Annotated in this window: 3 protein-coding genes; all 3 read left to right on the top strand. The window is 51.8% G+C overall.

Translation table 11 applies throughout. The features are described from left to right. Window positions 1–5: 5 nt before the first annotated feature. Window positions 6–746: a hypothetical protein gene (locus tag C5471_RS18740; RefSeq protein WP_133815164.1), complete on the top strand. Its 741-nt coding sequence runs from the start codon at window positions 6–8 to the stop codon at window positions 744–746. 245 nt (window positions 747–991) lie between these two features. Continuing rightward, window positions 992–1369 (top strand): hypothetical protein, encoded by a 378-nt coding sequence (locus C5471_RS18735; protein WP_133815163.1) that lies wholly within the window; start codon window positions 992–994, stop codon window positions 1367–1369. A 1144-nt stretch (window positions 1370–2513) separates the two neighbouring features. Continuing rightward, on the top strand, window positions 2514–20394 hold a 17881-nt coding region (locus C5471_RS18730), incomplete at its 3' end, for a non-ribosomal peptide synthetase (RefSeq protein ID WP_166296258.1).

The following is a 20394-nucleotide window of genomic DNA, read 5'->3' as shown; positions in this document are numbered from 1 at the left end:
TCACCATGATAAATATAAAACAATGCTTAACATTACTGTCAGTAATATTAATATCAGGCTGTGCTGACCCAAATGAGCCACTTTCTCCTCCTAAAGAAAATCAGTGGATCACAGTAGAAGGAGTCGCACCGAAATATACGGAGCCGCATGTGTCGGCAGAGTATATCTCAAAAGATTGCCTTGAATATCAGCTGCACGCCGATATGTCGCCTTATAAGGTGCCGACCTATAATGGGCTTCGTCTGAAAGTGAAGGCCAATCCACAAACCGGTTATTTTCAGGCCAAATTACCTTTTAATGGCGGAGGACGGTGCAAATGGAAAATCAACCGTGCCTTTGTGTCTGTGAGTTATACTAATGTTAGTCATCTGATGAAAGATGTTGCTATATATGAAGGAGGTGGAGGAACAGGTTTAACCGCCTTTATCAACGATGCTGCCCGAACAAATCTTAGCGAAACTCAAGCATTGAATATCCTGGATTACCGTCCAGTTATTTACCCTGTTTTGGAAATATCTGAAAGATTCCCAAAAAGTATATTTTTGCAGGGAGAAGTCGGTATGCGTCCCTTTAGATTAAAGTTAACTCCAGGCGCAGAATGGAAAATTACCTATAAACCTAAATTGGATGAAACCAAGATGCCAAAAATTATTATTCCACCAGGCAAAGAACCTTCAAGAGTTGAATATCCTGATGGCAGAGTTGATTTAAACAGAGATTCCATTGATTACTGGAAAATAAAGTAATATCACTTCTTTATGGATTAGCAATTGAGGAATATTCACCATGATAAATATAAAACAATGCTTAACATTACTGTCAGTAATATTAATATCAGGCTGTGCTGGCCCAAATCCACATATATCGGCTTGCATTAAGTTACACTCCCTTGATTGGAAATAATGAGCATCCGGTGGTTAGAGACGATGAACTTCCTCCACCAGATTAACGTGATTTAGATTTAAACTAATGAATATAGGGTTGGTTTGAGATGATAAAGTTTTTCAATATTATTATAGCGATTATTGTACTTTCTTCTTTTTTTACTGTCATGATGCAAGTATTGACGCTTAATGATTATATATTTAGTGCTTATTTGGGGTGGTGGAGTATTCCAGCCAAAGTGGCTACTGTTATTGTATCTATTTACATTTTCGCTCTAATTTCTAAATTTTTACCGTTTATTCTTGTTATTTTTACATTCAGCCTGATTCTGGCTGTAGATGTATGGAATTGGTCATTATGGATTTCTATTCTGGTATTTATTTGGCCAGTTATTGTTGTCTTTTTTTATTGCGCATTCAACAAAAGCCTAAAATATAATACAAGTAATCTATTCGGGGGTATTAGTGATGATAGAAAAAGTTGAAAATAAATCAGTAAATAAAAGAGTATAACCCAAGCAGGCCTGATAATCAGGCGCTTTCTCGCCGTGAACGATATGATTATAGTAAAGTGTGTGTTTATTATTTTTTTATTAATTACATTGTGCATGTTAATTAGTTGCTTAGGTAGTTTATTATTTATCTATTGAATAGATTAATAATCTTTAAGTCGTTTTAAGTTTTCCCGATCTATATTATATCTCTGATGGGTATATAACATCTTAATCTAAGTGAGATGTATATAATGCTATTTTTAACTACACAGGGTTTTTCCTCAAACCAGAGTGGATTTTAGGCGCTTCCTTTGGCATTGATTGTGGACGGAGAATTGCTTTAATGTAATGTTCATTGATGTTTACAAGCTAAATGGTATAAGGTTTTATTTCTGCTTACATCATGCAACGATAAATGTCGTTTAATATCCGATAATTCATATCAAAGAGGCGCTCTTTTTGAATATGTTGCTTAATGATCAATACGGTATTGCATCAATGTTGATCTTGGCTATATTATAACAAAATAATATATAGTTAGGTTGATTTTAATTCGAAATTATTTCTTTATGGAGTTAAAGATAATTAACTTTTACATTAATTATAGTGATTTATTATTATAAAATAACATGTAATTAAATTGATTTTGTCTTGAACTTATATTTTAAAGTAATTAAATGCACAGGGTGTCTTTGCAAATGTTTAAGAAATTGAATTTGATGCAGCATTTTACTTTCTCTTTGTTCGACGAGGAAGTCTTATTTTGTAATAAGTTACCGAAGTAAGTTCGTATTAATGGAATAGTCGTTGATGATTCTGGTTTAAATCATGGAATTAAGCATTAATCAAAGGTGCTTATCTAAAAAATAGGAATGAAATAGAACGTATATTTATGTCCGATAAATGAACAATTTATTCCGTTATTAGGAAAGTTATCGTTACAGAATTGCTAATGAAGCGGTTATTTATACCCAGATGCAGCGGAAAAACATTACTTGAGTATCTTAATTGATGCTTAAACGTACCCATTTTTAATTCCGTCAGGAATAAGTGGGGCGAAAGTAAAAAAACACATTTGTGATAATTGTCGAGAATGACAGTTGCTAAATATCTAACAGATTTATTGAGGTAGTCGATGAAAGATAACATTATTAAAGCGGAAAGTGTCCTTAAAACCGAACTGCTCTCTCAGACGTCAGAAAATATAACTAATAACGTAAAAAATATACCTGTTCTGTCACGTCGCTGCATCGTGATCGGTGGAACAACCCTTGCTGTGTTCTGTGCCGAACAAATTCAGGCGGCCGGGCATACGATACAAGCAATGTTGACTACCGATACTGTTCTGCAAACATGGGCTGCCCGGCAAGGGATTGTTTGTGTGAACTCTGTTGAGGAATTACACGCGAAAATTGCGCAACACCCTGTGGATTGGCTTTTCTCCATCGTTAATCCGATTATCCTGCCCGCGTCGCTGATTGAGCAGATTCGCGGTGGTGCTTTTAATTATCACAATAGTCCCTTGCCACGTTATGCGGGCAGTCATGCCACTTCCTGGGCGCTGTTAGCGCGGGAGACACATTACGCGATTTCGTGGCATTGCATTGAGGCGGGGGTGGATACCGGCGATATTGCAGTGCAATGGCCGGTAGCGATTGAAGAGTACGATAATGCGTTTTCATTGAACCTGAAATGTTATCAGGCGGCTCAAGCAGGATTTATTAAGCTGCTGCGGGATCTTGATCAGAGCAAGTTGGTGACTTATCCGCAGGATCTGACACAGCGGAGCTTTTATGCTCAGTCACGTCGCCCCGATGGAGGGGGGTATCTGGGCTGGCAGCAGCCGGCTGAGGCGCTTTCAGCCCTAGTACGGGCGTTAGATTTTGGTGAAAACTACTTAAATTCACTAGGTTGCCCGAAACTGTTACTGAAACCGGGCACGGTGCGGATTTCTTGGCTGCAACGGCTGAACTGCTGCTCTGAGGGAGCACCCGGTACCTTGATTGCGGTAGAGGAGGATGCCTGGCAGGTCACAACTGGCAGTGAGGATGTTCGGATCGGTGGTTTCGCCACACTTGAGGGCAAATTATTGTCCGCCGGGGAGCTTGCTGATATATCAGAACTCAGGCCCGGCACGCAGTTGCCTCTGCTTTCCCCACAACAGGCCCAGAATGTAAAAGATACCCTCCAGATACTTGCGCCCAGTGAATCATTCTGGCGTGAGCGTCTTGCCTCTTTGCTGCCACTTCAATTACCTTTCGAAACTGCCGGGGAGTCAACGGAACCTGAATGGGTGTTTAGTGCCTGGCAACCCCCGCTGTTAAAAGGCGATGAGAAGTTAAAAAACGAAAAAGATCCATTGCAGACACTGTTGCAGGCATTCGCTATTTATCTCGCGCGTTTGACTCATCAGACCGAATTCCAAATCGGCTGGTGTGTGGAGAGGGCAAAAGATGCACTGGGTATGTTGTCTGGTTTGGCACCGGTGGTGCCAATGAGTGTTGAGGTGGCATTTGATCAGCCGTGGTGTGCGGTAGCGAACGAGATGAATGATGAGTTTGCACGGCTGGCGCAGCATCAAACATTTTGCCGTGATCTCCTTTCCCGTTCTCCTTCACTGTGCGCTATCCCGGCACTAACAATAAGCCGGCCGTGGCGGATTGCGGTCTCTGTAATACCCGATGACAGACCATGGGAGCAGAACGCGTTAGGTGAATTGCTGACACTCCAGATGAATACACAGGGTGGTTTTCGCTGGATTTACGATGCAAATCGTCTGAAAGCGGAAATGGTTCAGCGGATGAGTGAACATTTACAGGTGTTGGCATCATCGGCAGGGGAGGAGGATGACATCCCTGTCTGGCAGCTCAATTTGTTGTCTGAGGCTGAACGCACGCTGCTGCTGGAAACCTGGAACGCCACGGAAACGGTATATCCTGACCAGTTTTGTATTCATCAGTTGTTTGAACAACAGGCGGAGAAAACCCCGGAAGCGACAGTACTGATAGCCGGAGATAAGGCGCTGAGCTATGCGGAACTGAATACCCGTGCCAACCAGCTGGCGCATCAACTGATTGAACAGGGGATTTGCCCGGATGATCACGTGGCTATTTTGTTAGAACGGTCCATTGAACTGGTGGTGGCTCAGTTGGCTATCCTCAAGGCGGGTGCCGTTTATGTGCCGATCGATCCGAGTGTGCCGGATGAACGGAAAAACTGGCTGATAAGCGATTGTTTAGCCAAATTGCTGCTCATTAATGATCAGGGCGATATCCCGGTTGGCCTGACTGTGCCGTTATTGCGTCTTGCCGTTGAGACAGGCACGTACAGGGAAGAAGCGGGTTTTAATCCTGATTTACCCCGTTCTAGCACTGAGCCGGCATATATCATGTATACCTCCGGCTCGACCGGTACGCCAAAAGGAGTGATCGCGCCGCATCGGGCTGTGGTTCGGCTGGTTATCAATAATGGCTATGCCGAAATTGGGCCGGATGATCGGGTGGCTTTTGAGGCTAACCCGGTTTTTGATGCCAGCACGTTTGAAGTTTGGGCACCTTTGCTGAATGGTGGCGCGCTGGTGGTGATTGATCACGCGACCGTGCTGACGCCCAAAGAGTTTGTCCAGGCATTGCAGATTCATCGCATTACGGTGTTGTGGCTGAGTGTCGGGCTGTTTAATCGGCTGGCGACAGCGTTGTCCCCGGTTTTCCCGCAGCTCAAGATCCTGATTGTCGGCGGAGATGTACTTGATCCGCATGTCATTGCCCAGGTTCTGCGTGATAGCCCGCCACAACAATTATTGAATGGCTATGGTCCGAGTGAAGGCACCACCTTTACCACCACCTACCGTATTACGGCGCTACCGCAGGGAGAGACCCGGATCCCCATTGGCCGACCAATAGCCAATACGCGGGTTTATCTGCTGGATGCTTATGGTCAGCCAGTGCCGTTGGGGGTGGCCGGTGAGATTTATGTCGGTGGTGATGGGGTTGCTTGTGGTTATCTTAATCGCCCTGAATTGACGGCTGAACGCTTTCTGGCGGATCCCTTTAGCCCTAAACCGGGGGCACGGATGTACCGAACCGGGGATTTAGCCCGTTATTTGCCGGATGGCAATCTGGCGTTTCTGGGCCGTAATGACCAGCAAGTTAAAATCCGTGGCTTCCGTATTGAGCCGGAGGAAATTGAAGTCCGGCTGACAGAGTTCCCGGCGGTACGTGAGGCGGCTGTACTGGTGCTAAGTGACGGGCAGGACAAACGGTTGGTGGCTTATGTGGTGGCAGACACGGATGAGGCGCTGGTTAACCATCTGCGTACCCACCTGAGCACCGTTTTACCTGATTATATGGTGCCAGCGGCCTTTGTCCGTCTTGATGTTTTCCCGCTGACCTCGAACGGCAAACTGGATCGTCGGGCGTTGCCGATGCCGGGCGAAGAGGCTTTTGCCCGGCAGATTTACCAAGCGCCGCAGGGGGAGGTGGAAATCACATTAGCCGCTATCTGGCGCGAGTTATTAGGCATTGAGCGGATTAGCCGGCATGACAGTTTCTTTGCGTTGGGTGGTCATTCGCTGTTTGCCTTACGGATGATTGACCGTCTGCGCCACCTTGGGCTGACGCTGGCTGCCCGCGATTTGTTCCAATCTCCGGTGTTGTCTGAGCTTGCCCGAATGTTGGGACAACATCGGGCGGTGGGGGTGCCGCCTAATGTCATCACCCCGGCGACGACGGCGCTGACGCCGGAGATGTTACCGTTGATTGATCTGACTCAACCAGAAATTGACCATATCGTTGAGCAGGTGCCGGGCGGGATCACTAATGTGCAGGATATTTATGCCCTGTCACCGTTACAGGACGGCATCCTGTTCCATCATTTGCTGACAGCTGAAGGCGATCCGTATCTGCTGGTCTATATGATGGCTTTTGCTGACCGGCCGCTGTTGGACCGTTATCTGGCGGCGGTGCAACAGGTGGTTGATCGCCACGATATTTTGCGTACTGCTTTTATTTGGCAAGGATTATCAGCGCCGGTCCAGGTGGTTTGGCGTCAGGCACCGTTGTCAATGACTGAATTGATGCTGGATCCAGCTGATGGCCCGGTGAGTGACCAGTTAATGCAGCGTTTTAACTTGCACCAGCATCGTCTCGATTTGAGCCAGGCACCCTTGCTGCGCTTTATGGTAGCGCAGGAAGCCGATGGTCGCTGGGTGGTATTGCAATTGCAGCACCATTTGACCGGCGACCATACCACCATGGAGGTGATGAACCGTGAGGTTCAGGCGTATTTCACCGGGCAGGGTGAGAGCCTGCCGGCCCCGGTTCCTTTCCGTAATCTGGTAGCTCAGGCCCGGCTGGGGGTGAGTCAGACCGAGCATACTCGCTTCTTTACCGGGATGTTGGCTGAGGTGGATGAACCGACGTTGCCATTCGGGTTAACGGAAATACATCGGGATGGTTCGCAGGTGATCCAATCGCACCGGATGTTACCTGCTACGCTGAATGACCGTCTGCGCAGTCAGGCCCGGCGTCTGGGTGTCAGTCTGGCGACCTTGTGTCATTTGGCTTGGGCGCAGGTGTTGTCACGTACCAGCGGACAGGAGAAAGTGGTATTCGGTACGGTATTGTTTGGGCGTATGCAGTCAGGAGAAGGGGCTGACAGCGGCATGGGGCTGTTTATCAATACCTTGCCGTTGCGGCTGGATATAGATGGTACTCCGGTGCAGGAGAGTGTACGGGCAGCACATGTTCGGTTAGCCGAATTGCTGGATCATGAACATGCGTCACTGGCATTGGCCCAGCGTTGCAGTGGGGTGCAGGGGGAAATTCCGCTTTTTAGTGCTCTGCTGAACTATCGGCATAATGATCAGCCGATGATGCCGGATAATGTGGCGCAGGGTATTGAATTCCTTGGCGCACAGGAGCGAACCAACTATCCGTTTGTGCTGTCAGTGGAGGACGGTGGATCTACTTTGGGATTAACTGCTCAGGTGGTGCAGCCGTTTGAATCGGAGCGGGTATGCGGTTATATGCAACAGGCGCTGGAAAGTCTGGCAGAGGCGCTTGAGCAGCGGCCGGAGACGCCAGTACGGTTGCTGAATATTTTGCCGGAAGCAGAGAAGCAGTTGTTGTTGGCAACCTGGAACATGACCCAGACGCCGTATCCTGACCCGTGTTGTATTCACCGGCTGTTTGAACAACAGGCAGAAAAGACGCCTGACGCGATAGCGTTGGTGTACGGTGAACATACTCTCAGTTATGCGGAATTAAATGCCCGTGCTAACCGGTTGGCACATCGGTTAGTTGAGCAGGGGATCCGGTCGGATGATCGGGTTGCGGTGCTGTTGGAACGCTCTGTTGAACTGGTGGTGGCTCAGTTGGCTATCCTCAAGGCCGGGGCCGTTTATGTGCCAATCGATCCCCGTGTGCCGGACGAACGGCAGCATTGGCTGATAAACGACTGTTCCGCCGAATTGTTGATCACGGATATTCCGGTTGACCTGGCAATTCCCCTGCTTTGCCTGGCTGATGAGATGGACGCCATTAGGGAAGAAGATCACCTTAATCCTAACTTACCCCGCGCCAGTACTGAGCTGGCTTACATTATGTATACCTCCGGCTCGACCGGTACGCCAAAAGGGGTGATGGTGCCGCATCGCGCCGTGATTCGGCTGGTTATCAATAATGGGTATGCCGAAATCGGGCCGGATGATCGGGTGGCGTTTGAGGCTAATCCGGCTTTTGATGCCAGCACGTTTGAAGTTTGGGCACCATTGCTAAATGGCGGTGCGCTGGTGGTGATTGATCACGCCACGGTATTGACGCCTAAAGAGTTTGTCCGGGTATTACAGGCTTATCGTATTACGGTGCTGTGGCTGAGTGTCGGACTGTTTAACCGGCTGGCGGAAGAATTGGCTCCGGCTCTCCCACAGCTCAGGATCTTGATTGTCGGCGGCGATGTGCTGGATCCGCATGTGATTGCGCAGGTTTTGCGTGATAGCCCACCTCAACAGTTATTGAATGGCTATGGGCCGAGTGAGGGCACCACCTTTACCACGACTTACCGTATCACGGCGTTATCGCCGGAGATAACCCAGATCCCCATTGGTCGCCCGATAGCCAATACCCGGGTTTATCTGTTGGATACAGAAGGTCAACCGGTGCCGTTGGGTGCGGCAGGGGAGATGTATATCGGTGGAGATGGAGTGGCCTGTGGTTACCTTAATCGTCCTGAATTGACCGCGGAACGTTTTCTGGCTGACCCGTTTAGCAGTGAACCGGATGCGCGCATGTACCGAACCGGGGATTTAGCGCGTTACTTACCGGATGGCAATCTGGCGTTTCTGGGCCGTAATGACCAGCAAGTTAAGATCCGCGGTTTCCGCATTGAGCCGGGGGAAATTGAAGCCCGATTGATGGCACACCCCGCAGTGCATGAAGCGGTTGTGCTGGTGCTGGGCGACGGTCAGGACAAGCGGTTGGTGGCTTATGTGGTGGCAGAAGCGGATGAGGCGTTGGTTAACCATCTGCGTACTTATCTGAGTGCGATTTTGCCGGATTATATGGTACCGGCCGCTTTTGTGCGTCTGGATACCTTCCCATTGACACCGAACGGCAAACTGGATCGCCGGGCGTTACCAGCACCGGGGGAAGAAGCGTTTGCGCGTCAGGTTTATGAAGCGCCGCAGGGGGAAACAGAAACCACTCTGGCTGCTATCTGGCGAGAATTACTGGGCGTTGAGCGGATTAGCCGGTATGACAACTTTTTCGCTTTGGGCGGCCATTCGTTGTTGGCGGTGCGGATGATGAACCGGATAGCGGCTTTGGGGATTGAATTACCGCTGTCCACGCTGTTTAAATTCCCTGCTTTGATGGCTTTTGCTGAAGCGATGCGCGCCCGGTTTGATGAGCCGGGCAAGATATTGCCCGCTATCGTTCCGCTATCCCGTGAGGGTCAATTGCCGTTGTCATTCGCTCAACAACGTCTGTGGTTCCTGGCTCAGTTTGACGGGGTGAGTGATACCTATCATATTCCGTTGGCCCTGCGTTTACATGGTCAGTTGGATATTGTGGCCTGGCAGCAGGCACTAAATATGCTGTTTGCCCGCCATGAAGCATTGCGTTCGGTTTTTGTTTCTGTTGATGGTCAGCCGCTGGTGGAATTATTACCGGCGGAATGGGGCCTGCCGATGAAAAAATATGCTCTGCGTGACGCGCCGGATGCGGATGCCCAGCTTGCGTTTCTCTCTGCTCAGGAAGCCGAGGCTCCGTTTGATCTTGCCCGTGGCCCCTTAATTCGTTCCAGTCTGATCCAACTGGCGGATGATGATTACGTTTTCTTACTGACTCAGCATCATATTGTTTCCGATGGCTGGTCTTTAGGGATACTGAAATCAGAACTGGAGGCGCTTTATGCAGCTTGCTTGAACCAGCAATCGGATCCGTTGCTTCCGTTGGTGATTCAATATCCTGATTACGCCGCCTGGCAGCGTCAATGGCTGTCGGCGGAACACATACAGTCTCAATCCGACTATTGGCGTACCAGGCTGGCTGATGCGCCGGTACTGTTGGATTTGCCCACTGACCGGCCACGTCCGCCTCAGCAGTCGTTTGCCGGGAATATCTGGCCTGTCAGTCTGAATGTGGAATTAACTCAATCTCTTAAACGTTTAAGTGAGCAGCAGGGTGTCACGTTATTTATGACGCTGTTGGCGGCTTGGGCGACGGTTTTATCGCGCTTGTCAGGTCAGGAAGATCTGATTATCGGTACGCCGAGTGCCGGTCGTAGTCGGCAGGAAGTGGAATCCCTGATCGGCTTCTTTGTTAATACGTTGGCGTTGCGCATGGATTTATCCGGTGCGCCGAATATGGCTGACTTGCTTGCGCGTGTGCGGCAAACGGCTTTGGCGGCGCAAGAGCATCAGGATCTGCCGTTTGAACAGGTGGTGGAAATCGTGCAACCGCCGCGCCAACTGGCGCATACCCCGCTGTTTCAGGTGATGTTTTCCTGGCAGAACAACGAGAGCACGGAATGGCGGTTGCCGGGATTATTGGTTTCACCTGCCGATCAACACATTGATATCGCTAAGTTCGATCTTGAACTGACCCTGTCTGAGGTGGATGGCCGGATTGCCGGTTATCTGAATTATGCCACCGCCCTGTTTGATCAATCGACCATCGAGCGGTACGTGGGGTATCTGTACGCGGTATTGCAAACGGTAGTGGCTCACCCGCAACAGCCGGTTGGGAAAATCGATATCTTGACCATGGCGGAGCGCCAGCGGTTACTGGAAACTTGGAATGCAACTCAGACGCCGTATCCTGATCAGTCATGCATTCACCGGCTGTTTGAACAACAAGCGGTGAAAACCCCTGATGCGATAGCGTTAGTGTATGAAGAACACATTCTCAGCTATACCGAATTAAATGCCCGCGCCAACCGGTTGGCCCGTCGGTTAATCGGGCAGGGGATCCAATCGGATGATCGGGTGGCGGTGCTGTTAGAACGATCCATTGAACTGGTGGTGGCTCAGTTGGCTATCCTCAAGGCCGGAGCCGTTTATGTACCTATCGATCCCCGAGTGCCGGACGAACGGAAAAACTGGCTGATAAACGATTGTTCAGCCAAATTGTTGCTGACCGATATTCCGTTTGACTTGGCAATTCCCCAGTTTTACCTGATTGGTGAAATGGACGCCATTAGGGAAGAAGATCACCTTAATCCTGACTTACCGCGCTCCAGTACCGCGCTGGCTTATATCATGTACACCTCCGGCTCGACCGGCACGCCAAAAGGGGTGATGGTGCCGCATCGTGCGGTGGTTCGGCTGGTTATCAATAATGGGTACGCCGAAATCGGGTCGGATGATCGGGTGGCTTTTGAGGCTAACCCGGTTTTTGATGCCAGCACCTTTGAAGTCTGGGCACCGTTGCTGAATGGCGGTGCGCTGGTGGTGATTGATCACGCCACGTTGCTGACGCCTCAGGAATTTGTCCGGGCATTACAGGCTTATCGCATTACCGTGCTGTGGCTGAGTGTCGGGCTGTTTAACCGGCTGACGGCAGAGTTGGCCCCGGCTCTTCCGCAGCTCAGGATCCTGATTGTCGGCGGTGATGTGCTGGATCCGTATGTGATTGCCCAAGTTCTGCGTGATAGCCCGCCTCAACAGTTATTGAATGGCTATGGACCGAGTGAAGGCACCACCTTTACCACCACCTACCATATCGCAGAGTTATCGCCGGGAATGACCCGGATCCCCATTGGCCGGCCAATAGCCAATACGCGGGTTTATCTGCTGGATATCTATGGTCAGCCGGTGCCGCAGGGGGTCATCGGCGAGATTTATATCGGCGGAGATGGAGTTGCCTGTGGCTATCTCAATCGTCCTGAACTGACCACTGAACGTTTTCTGATAGATCCGTTTAGTGGTGAACCCGATGCCCGCCTGTACCGGAGCGGGGATTTGGCGCGCTATCTGCCAGACGGTAATTTGGAGTTACTGGGCCGTAATGACCAGCAGGTTAAAATCCGCGGTTTCCGCATTGAGCCGGGGGAAATCGAAGCCCGGTTAATGGAACATCCCGCAGTGAATGACGCGCGGGTACTGGCCTTGGGCGAAGGGCAAGATAAACGGTTAGTGGCTTATGTGACGGCAGAAGAGAGTGACCGGTTGGTTAACCGCTTGCATACTCATTTAAGTACCATTTTGCCGGATTATATGGTGCCGGCGGCGTTTGTGCGTCTGGATACCTTCCCGTTGACGTCAAACGGCAAACTGGATCGCCGGGCGTTGCCGGTGCCGGGGGAGGAAGCGTTTGCCCGTCAGGTTTATGAAGCGCCGCAGGGGGAGACAGAAACCACATTGGCCGCTATCTGGAGCGAATTGTTGGGTATTGAACAGGTCAGTCGGCACGACAGTTTCTTTGCGTTGGGCGGTCATTCATTGCTGGCAGTCCGGATGATTGACCGTCTGCGTAACGCGGGGTTAATGCTGGCAGTGCGTGACCTGTTCCAATCCCCGGTGCTGTCCGTATTTGCTCAAACAGCAGGGCAATCATCGGCAGTGGTAGTGCCGGCTAATGTCATCACCCCGGCGACCACGGCACTCACTCCTGAGATGTTGCCGCTGATTGATCTGACTCAGCCTGAAATTGACCATATCGTTGAACAGGTGCCGGGCGGGATGGCGAATATTCAGGATATCTATCCCCTGTCACCGTTGCAGGACGGTATCCTGTTCCATCATCTACTGGCAAATGAAGGCGACCCGTACCTATTGGTCAGCCAGATGGCCTTTGCTGATCGATGGTTGCTGGATCGTTATCTGGCGGCGGTACAACAGGTGGTTGATCGCCACGATATTCTGCGGACCGCTTTTATCTGGCAAGGATTATCCGTACCGGTGCAGGTGGTTTGGCGTCAGGTGCCGTTATCAGTGATTGAGCTGATATTAGATCCCGCTGATGGGCCGGTTTATGAGCAATTGGCTCAACGTTTTGATCCCCGTCAGCATCGTCTCGATCTGGGACAGGCACCCCTGTTACGTTTTGTTATTGCCCAGGAAACAGAGGGTCGCTGGATTGCACTGCAATTGCAGCATCACTTGATTGGCGACCATACCACCATGGAGGTGATGAACCGCGAAGTTCAGGCGTACCTTGCTGGGCTGGGAGATAATTTGCCTGCGCCGATTCCTTTCCGCAATCTGGTGGCGCAGGTTCGGCTGGGAGTGAGTCAGGCCGAGCATACCCGTTTCTTTACCGAGATGTTGGCTGAGGTGGATGAACCGACGTTGCCGTTCGGGTTGACGGAAGTCCATCGGGATGGTTCGCAGATGACTCCATCGCACCGGATGTTGCCCGCTATACTGAATGGCCGTCTGCGTAGCCAGGCCCGGCGTCTGGGCGTCAGTCTGGCGGCGCTGTGTCATCTGGCTTGGGCGCAAGTGTTGTCACGCACCAGCGGGCAGAAGCAGGTGGTGTTCGGCACCGTATTGTTTGGGCGGATGCAGGCAGGGGAAGGGGCTGACAGCAGCATGGGACTGTTTATCAATACCTTGCCGTTGCGGTTGGATATGGATGAAACCCCGGTACGGGACAGCGTACAGGCCGCTCATGCCCGGTTAGCGGAATTGCTGGAACATGAACACGCCTCACTGGCTCTGACTCAACGTTGCAGTGGGGTGCAAAGTGAAGTTCCCCTCTTTAGCGCCTTGTTGAACTACCGGCACAGTACGTTATCGGCAGCTTCGAATGAAATTATGCATGGGGTTGAATTTCTTGGCGCGCAGGAGCGGACTAATTACCCATTTGCCCTGTCAGTGGAAGATTTTGGTGAAGCGCTGGGGCTGACGGCGCAAATTGTCCAGCCACTTGATCCGGAACGGGTGTGTGGTTATATGCAACAGGCGCTGGAAAGTCTGACAGAGGCGCTTGAACAGCGGCCAGAGACACCAGTCCGGTTGCTGAATATCTTGCCGGAAGCCGAGAAGCGGCTGCTGCTGGAAATCTGGAACGCAACCCAGGCACCTTATCCTGATCAGTATTGTATTCACCAACTGTTTGAGCAACAGACAGAGAAAACCCCTGATGCGATAGCGCTGGAGTATGGAGAACATCGCCTCAGTTATGCTGAATTAAATGCCCGTGCTAACCGGCTGGCCAGCCGGTTAATTGAGCAGGGGATCCGTTCGGATGATCGGGTTGCGGTGATGTTGGAACGATCCATTGAACTGGTGGTGGCTCAGTTGGCTATCCTCAAGGCCGGGGCTGCTTATGTGCCGATCGATCCCCGAGTACCGGATGAACGGAAACATTGGCTGATAAACGATTGTTCAGCCAAATTGTTGCTCACCGATATTCCAGTTGACTTGGTTATTCCCCTGTTTTATCTGGCCGGTGAGATGGACGTTATCAGGCAAGAAGATCACCTTAATCCTGACTTACCGCGTTCCAGTACTGAGCTGGCGTATATCATGTATACCTCCGGCTCAACCGGCATACCAAAAGGGGTCATGGTGCCGCATCGTGCTGTAGTTCGGCTGGTGATCAATAATGGGTACGCCGAAATCGGGCCGGATGATCGGGTTGCCTTTACCGCTAATCAGGCTTTTGATGCTGGCACGTTTGAAGTCTGGGCACCGTTGCTGAACGGCGGTGCGCTGGTGGTTATCGACCATGACACGTTACTGATGCCACACAAGTTAGTGCAGGTTTTACAGGCGCATTGTGTCACGGTGATGTGGCTGACTGTTGGGTTGTTTAACCGGTTGGCGGCAGAATTATCCCCAGTTCTGCCACAAATCAACATTCTGATTGTTGGCGGAGATGTACTGGATCCGCATGTGATTGCGCAGGTTTTGCGTGATAACCCGCCCCAACAATTATTACAGGCTTACGGACCGAGTGAGGGCACCACTTTTACCACGACCTACCGTATCGCAGAGTTATCATCGGGAGTGACCCGGATCCCGATTGGTCGGCCAATAGCCAACACCCGGGTTTATCTGTTGGATGCTGATGGTCAGCCGGTGCCGATAGGCGTGATTGGCGAGATTTATGTGGGCGGAGATGGGGTGGCCTGTGGCTATCTCAATCGCCCTGAACTGACTGCGGAACGTTTTCTGGCGGATCCGTTTAGTCGTGAACCCGGTGCCCATATGTACCGGAGCGGGGATTTGGCCCGTTACCTGCCGGATGGCAATCTGGAGTTCCTGGGCCGTAATGACCAGCAGGTGAAAATCCGGGGCTTTCGTATTGAGCCGGGGGAAATTGAAGCCCGGTTGACAGAACACTCTGCGGTGCGTGAAGCGGTTGTGCTGGCGTTGGGCGAAGGACAGGATACGCATTTGGTGGCTTATGTCGTGGCGGAAACGGATGATGAATTGGTTAATAACCTGCGTAGCCATCTGAGCGCCATATTGCCTGATTACATGGTGCCAGCAGCTTTTGTTCAGCTGGATGCTTTTCCATCGACGCCGAATGGCAAATTGGATCGCCGGGCGCTGCCGGTGCCGGGAGAGGGATCTTTTGCTCGTCAGCGTTATGAAGCGCCGCAGGGGGAAACTGAGATTGCCTTGGCAGCTATCTGGCGTGAGTTATTGGGTATTGAGCAGATAAGTCGGCATGACAATTTCTTTGCGCTGGGCGGACATTCACTGCTGGCGGTGCGGATGATGAACCGGATAGCAGCTTTAGGGATTGAATTACCGCTGTCCACGCTGTTCAAATGCCCTTCTTTGGCTGCTTTTGCTGAAGCAATGCGCGCCCGGTTTGATGAACAAGGCAGCAGATTACCGGCCATCATGCCACTATCCCGTGAGGGTAAGCTGCCGTTGTCATTCGCGCAACAGCGTCTGTGGTTCCTGACTCAGTTTGAGGGCGTGAGTGAGACTTATCATATCCCGATGGCATTGCGTCTACGCGGTCAGCTTAATGTGAGTGTCTGGCAGCAGGCGCTTGACGCGCTGTTTGTTCGCCATGAAGCGTTACGTTCGGTCTTTGTTGCCGTTGACGGCCAGCCGCAGGTGGAATTATTACCGGCGGAATGGGGCTTGCCGATGAAAAAATATGATCTGCGTGAGGTGCCTGATGTAGATGCCCAGCTTGCGTCTCTCTCTGCTCAGGACGCTGAGGCCCTGTTTGATCTGGCCGGTGGCCCGTTAATTCGTTCCAGTCTGGTACAGCTGGCTGATGATGAACATGTTTTCTTGCTGACCCAGCATCATATTGTTTTTGATGGTTGGTCTGTCAGCGTATTGATGCGTGAATTGAGCACCCTTTACACCGCGTTTCTGGCAGGCCAGCCGGATCTATTGCCACCGTTGGCGATTCAATATCCTGATTATGCCGCTTGGCAGCGTCAGTGGTTGTCGGCGGAACGCATACAATCCCAGTCCAACTATTGGCGCACGCGGCTGGCTGACGCACCGGTTCTGCTGGATTTGCCCACTGACCGGCCCCGGCCGTCTCAGCAGTCCTTTACCGGGATTCTCTTGCCCGTCAGTCTGGATGCGGAGTTAACCCAATCCCTTAAACGCCTGAGTGAGCGGCAGGGTGTCACGTTATTTATGACGCTGTTGGCGGGCTGGGCGACGGTTTTATCGCGTCTGTCAGGTCAGGAAGATCTGGTTATCGGTACACCGAGTGCCGGTCGTGGCCGTCAGGAAGTGGAATCCCTGATCGGCTTCTTTGTTAATACGCTGGCCTTGCGGATGGATTTATCCGGTGCGCCGAATGTGACTGAATTGCTTGCGCGTGTGCGGCAAACCGCGCTGGCAGCGCAAGAGCAACAGGATCTGCCGTTTGAACAGGTAGTGGAAATCGTGCAACCGCCGCGTCAATTGGCGCATACTCCGCTGTTTCAGGTGATGTTTGCCTGGCAGAACAATGAGAGTACGGAATGGCGGCTGCCGGGGCTGGCTATTTCACCTGTCGAACAAGCTTTTGATGTGGTTAAGTTCGATCTGGAGCTGAATTTATCCGAGGTGGCGGGCCGGATTGTCGGTTATCTGAATTATTCTACCGCCCTGTTTGATCAACCCACCATTGAGCGGCATAGGGCATATCTCCATACCGTCCTGCGGGAGATGGCGGCTAACCCGCAACAGCCGGTCAGGAAAATCGATATTCTGACCGTGGCGGAGCGCAGGCTATTGCTGGAAACCTGGAACGCGACTGAAACATCGTATCCTGATCAGTTATGCATTCATCAACTGTTTGAACAACAGACAGAGAAAAACCCAGATGCGACGGCGCTGGTGCATCTGGGGCAAGCCCTTAGTTATACAGAACTGAATGCCCGGGCTAATCGACTGGCGTATCAACTCATTGAACAGGGTGTGAAACCGGATCAGCGGGTGGCCATTTGTGTAGCGAGTTCACCGGCGCGGATAGTGGGGCTGCTGGCAGTCTTGAAAGCGGGTGGTGCCTATGTGCCACTGGACCCGGCCTATCCGGGTGAACGCCTGATCTATATTTTGACCGATGCTGCTCCGGTTATTTTGCTGGCGGATAACGCCGGATGTGCCGCGTTGGGCAAAAAAGCGCTGGCCGGGCTGACGGTACTGGATCCGAATGTATTGACTAACCCGTCGAATAGCAATCCGCAGTTGCCTGCATTAACCCCACGACATCTGGCGTATGTGATTTACACCTCCGGCTCGACCGGCACGCCGAAAGGGGTGATGGTCGAACACCGTGGTCTGGTTAACCTGATTCAGGAAAAAATCGCTCAGTTTGATATTCATTCTGATAGCCGGGTGTTGCAGTTCGCTTCATTTGGTTTTGATGCCGGTGTTTGGGAGATCATGATGGCGCTGTGCAGTGGTGCCACGCTGGCTATTCCTGCCGACACAGTTCGACAGGATCCGCGCTATCTCTGGCGTTATCTGGAAGAGCAGGCAATAACACACGCTTGCCTGACGCCTGCCCTGCTCCGGGAGGGGACCGATTTACCGGTGATGACGATAAAGCCCACGCTGATACTCGGCGGCGAGGCCCCCAGCGCAGCGCTGCTGCGGGCGTTGAGTCAACGGGCAACGGTATTCAATGCGTATGGTCCGACAGAAATCACGGTTTGTGCAGCGACCTGGCGTTGCCCGTCAGACTACACGGATAGCGTCATTGCGATCGGACGTCCAACGGCTAACACATGGGTTTATCTGCTAAGTACTGACGGCCAGCCAGTGCCGTTAGGGGCGGTGGGTGAGCTGTATATCGGAGGCGTGGGGGTAGCGCGAGGCTATCTCAATCGCCCTGATTTGACGGCGGAACGTTTTCTGCCAGATCCGTTTACGGGTGAACCGGATGCCCGAATGTACCGCACCGGGGACTTGGCCCGCTACTTGCCGGAGGGTGATCTGGTGTTCCTGGGCCGTAATGACCAGCAGGTGAAAATTCGCGGCTTTCGTATTGAGCCGGGTGAAATCGAAGCCCGGTTGATGGCGCATTCTGCGGTGAGTGAGGCGCTGGTCCTGACGCTGGGCGGAGGGCAGGATAAACGGTTGGTGGCTTATGTCGTAGCCGCAGAGGATGACCGGCTGGTCAATAGTTTGCGTACTCATTTAAGTACCATTTTACCGGATTATATGGTGCCGGCGGCGTTTGTGCGTCTGGATGCCTTCCCGTTGACGCCAAACGGCAAACTGGATCGCCGGGCGCTACCGGAGCCGGGGGAGGACGCGTTTGCCCGGCAGGTTTATGAAGCGCCGCAAGGGGAGACAGAAACCTTGCTGGCTGCTATCTGGAGTGAGTTGTTGGGCATTGAACAGGTCAGTCGGCATGATAGTTTCTTTGCGCTGGGTGGTCATTCGTTGCTTGCTGTGCGGATGGTTGAGCGCCTGCGTAATGTTGGATTGACGTTAGCGGTACGTGATGTATTCCAAACTCCGGTGTTATCCGAATGTGCCCAAACAGCAGGGCAGTCACAAGCGGTGGTGGTGCCGGTTAATACCATCACCCCAGCGACGACGGCACTGACACCTGAGATGTTGCCGTTGATTGATCTGGCTCAGTCTGAAATTGACCATATCGTTGAACACGTACCGGGCGGGATGGCCAATATTCAGGATATCTATGCCCTGTCACCGTTGCAGGACGGCATCTTGTTCCACCACTTATTGGTTAACGAAGGCGACCCGTATCTATTGGTCAGCCAGATGGCCTTTGCTGATCGAGGGTTACTGGATCGTTATTTGGCGGCGGTACAACAGGTGGTTGAGCGCCACGATATTCTGCGGACCGCTTTTATCTGGCAAGGGTTATCCGCGCCAGTTCAGGTGGTCTGGCGTCAGGCACCGTTATCCGTTATCGAATTGATGTTAGATCCCGCTGATGGGCCGGTTTATGAGCAATTGGCTCAACGTTTTGATCCCAGTCAGCATCGTCTCGATCTGGGACAGGCACCCTTATTACGTTTTGTTATTGCCCAGGAAACCGATGGTCGCTGGATTGCACTGCAATTGCAGCATCATTTGATTGGCGACCATACCACCATGGAGGTGATGAACGGCGAAGTTCAGGCGTACCTTGCTGGGCTGGGGGATAACCTGCCCGTGCCGGTCCCTTTCCGCAATCTGGTGGCGCAGGTTCGGCTGGGGGTGAGTCAGGCGGAGCATACCCGTTTCTTTACCGAGATGTTGGCTGAGGTGGATGAACCAACGTTGCCGTTCGGATTGACGGAAGTCCATCGGGATGGTTCGCAGGTGACTCCATCGCACCGGATGTTGCCTGCTACGCTCAATAGCCGTCTGCGCAGTCAGGCCCGGCGTCTGGGTGTCAGTCTGGCGGCGCTGTGTCATCTGGCCTGGGCACAAGTATTGTCACGCACCAGCGGACAGGTGCAGGTGGTATTCGGTACCGTGTTGTTTGGGCGGATGCAGGCTGGGGAAGGGGCTGACAGCAGCATGGGGCTGTTTATCAATACCTTGCCATTGCGGCTGGATATGGATGAGACCCCGGTGCAGGACAGCGTACAGGCCGCTCATGTCCGGTTAGCGGAATTACTGGAACATGAACACGCCTCACTGGCGCTGGCTCAACGTTGCAGTGGGGTGCAGGGGGAAATTCCCCTCTTTAGCGCCTTATTGAACTATCGGCACAGTACGTTATCGGCGGTTTCGAATGAAATCATGCATGGGGTTGAATTTCTTGGCGCACAGGAGCGGACTAATTACCCATTTGCTCTGTCAGTGGAAGATTTTGGTGAAGCGCTGGGGCTGACGGCACAAATTGTCCAGCCATTTGATCCGGAACGGGTGTGCGGTTACATGCAACAGGCGCTGGAAAGTCTGGCAGAGGCGCTTGAGCAGCGGCCGGAGACCCCGGTTCGGGCACTGAATATCTTGCCGGAAGCAGAAAAACGGCTGTTGTTGGAGACGTGGAACGCGACCCTAATGCCGTATCCTGACCCGGGTTGTATTCACCCACTGTTTGAGCAACAGGCAGAAAAAAAACCTGATGCGATAGCGCTGGTGTATGAAGAGCAAGCCCTCAGTTATGTTGAATTAAATATTCGAGCTA

The sequence above is a fragment of the Photorhabdus tasmaniensis genome, from assembly GCF_011189505.1.
GTDB classification, from domain to species: Bacteria; Pseudomonadota; Gammaproteobacteria; order Enterobacterales; family Enterobacteriaceae; genus Photorhabdus; species Photorhabdus tasmaniensis.
Note: the sequence above shows the minus strand (reverse complement) of the source record. Positions and strands in the feature narration are given on the sequence as shown.

Excerpts from the sequence above, each read along its gene's own strand:
- C5471_RS18740 (WP_133815164.1), top strand. The coding sequence starts at position 6 with ATGATAAATATAAAACAATGCTTAACATTACTGTCAGTAATATTAATA.
- C5471_RS18735 (WP_133815163.1), top strand. The coding sequence starts at position 992 with ATGATAAAGTTTTTCAATATTATTATAGCGATTATTGTACTTTCTTCT.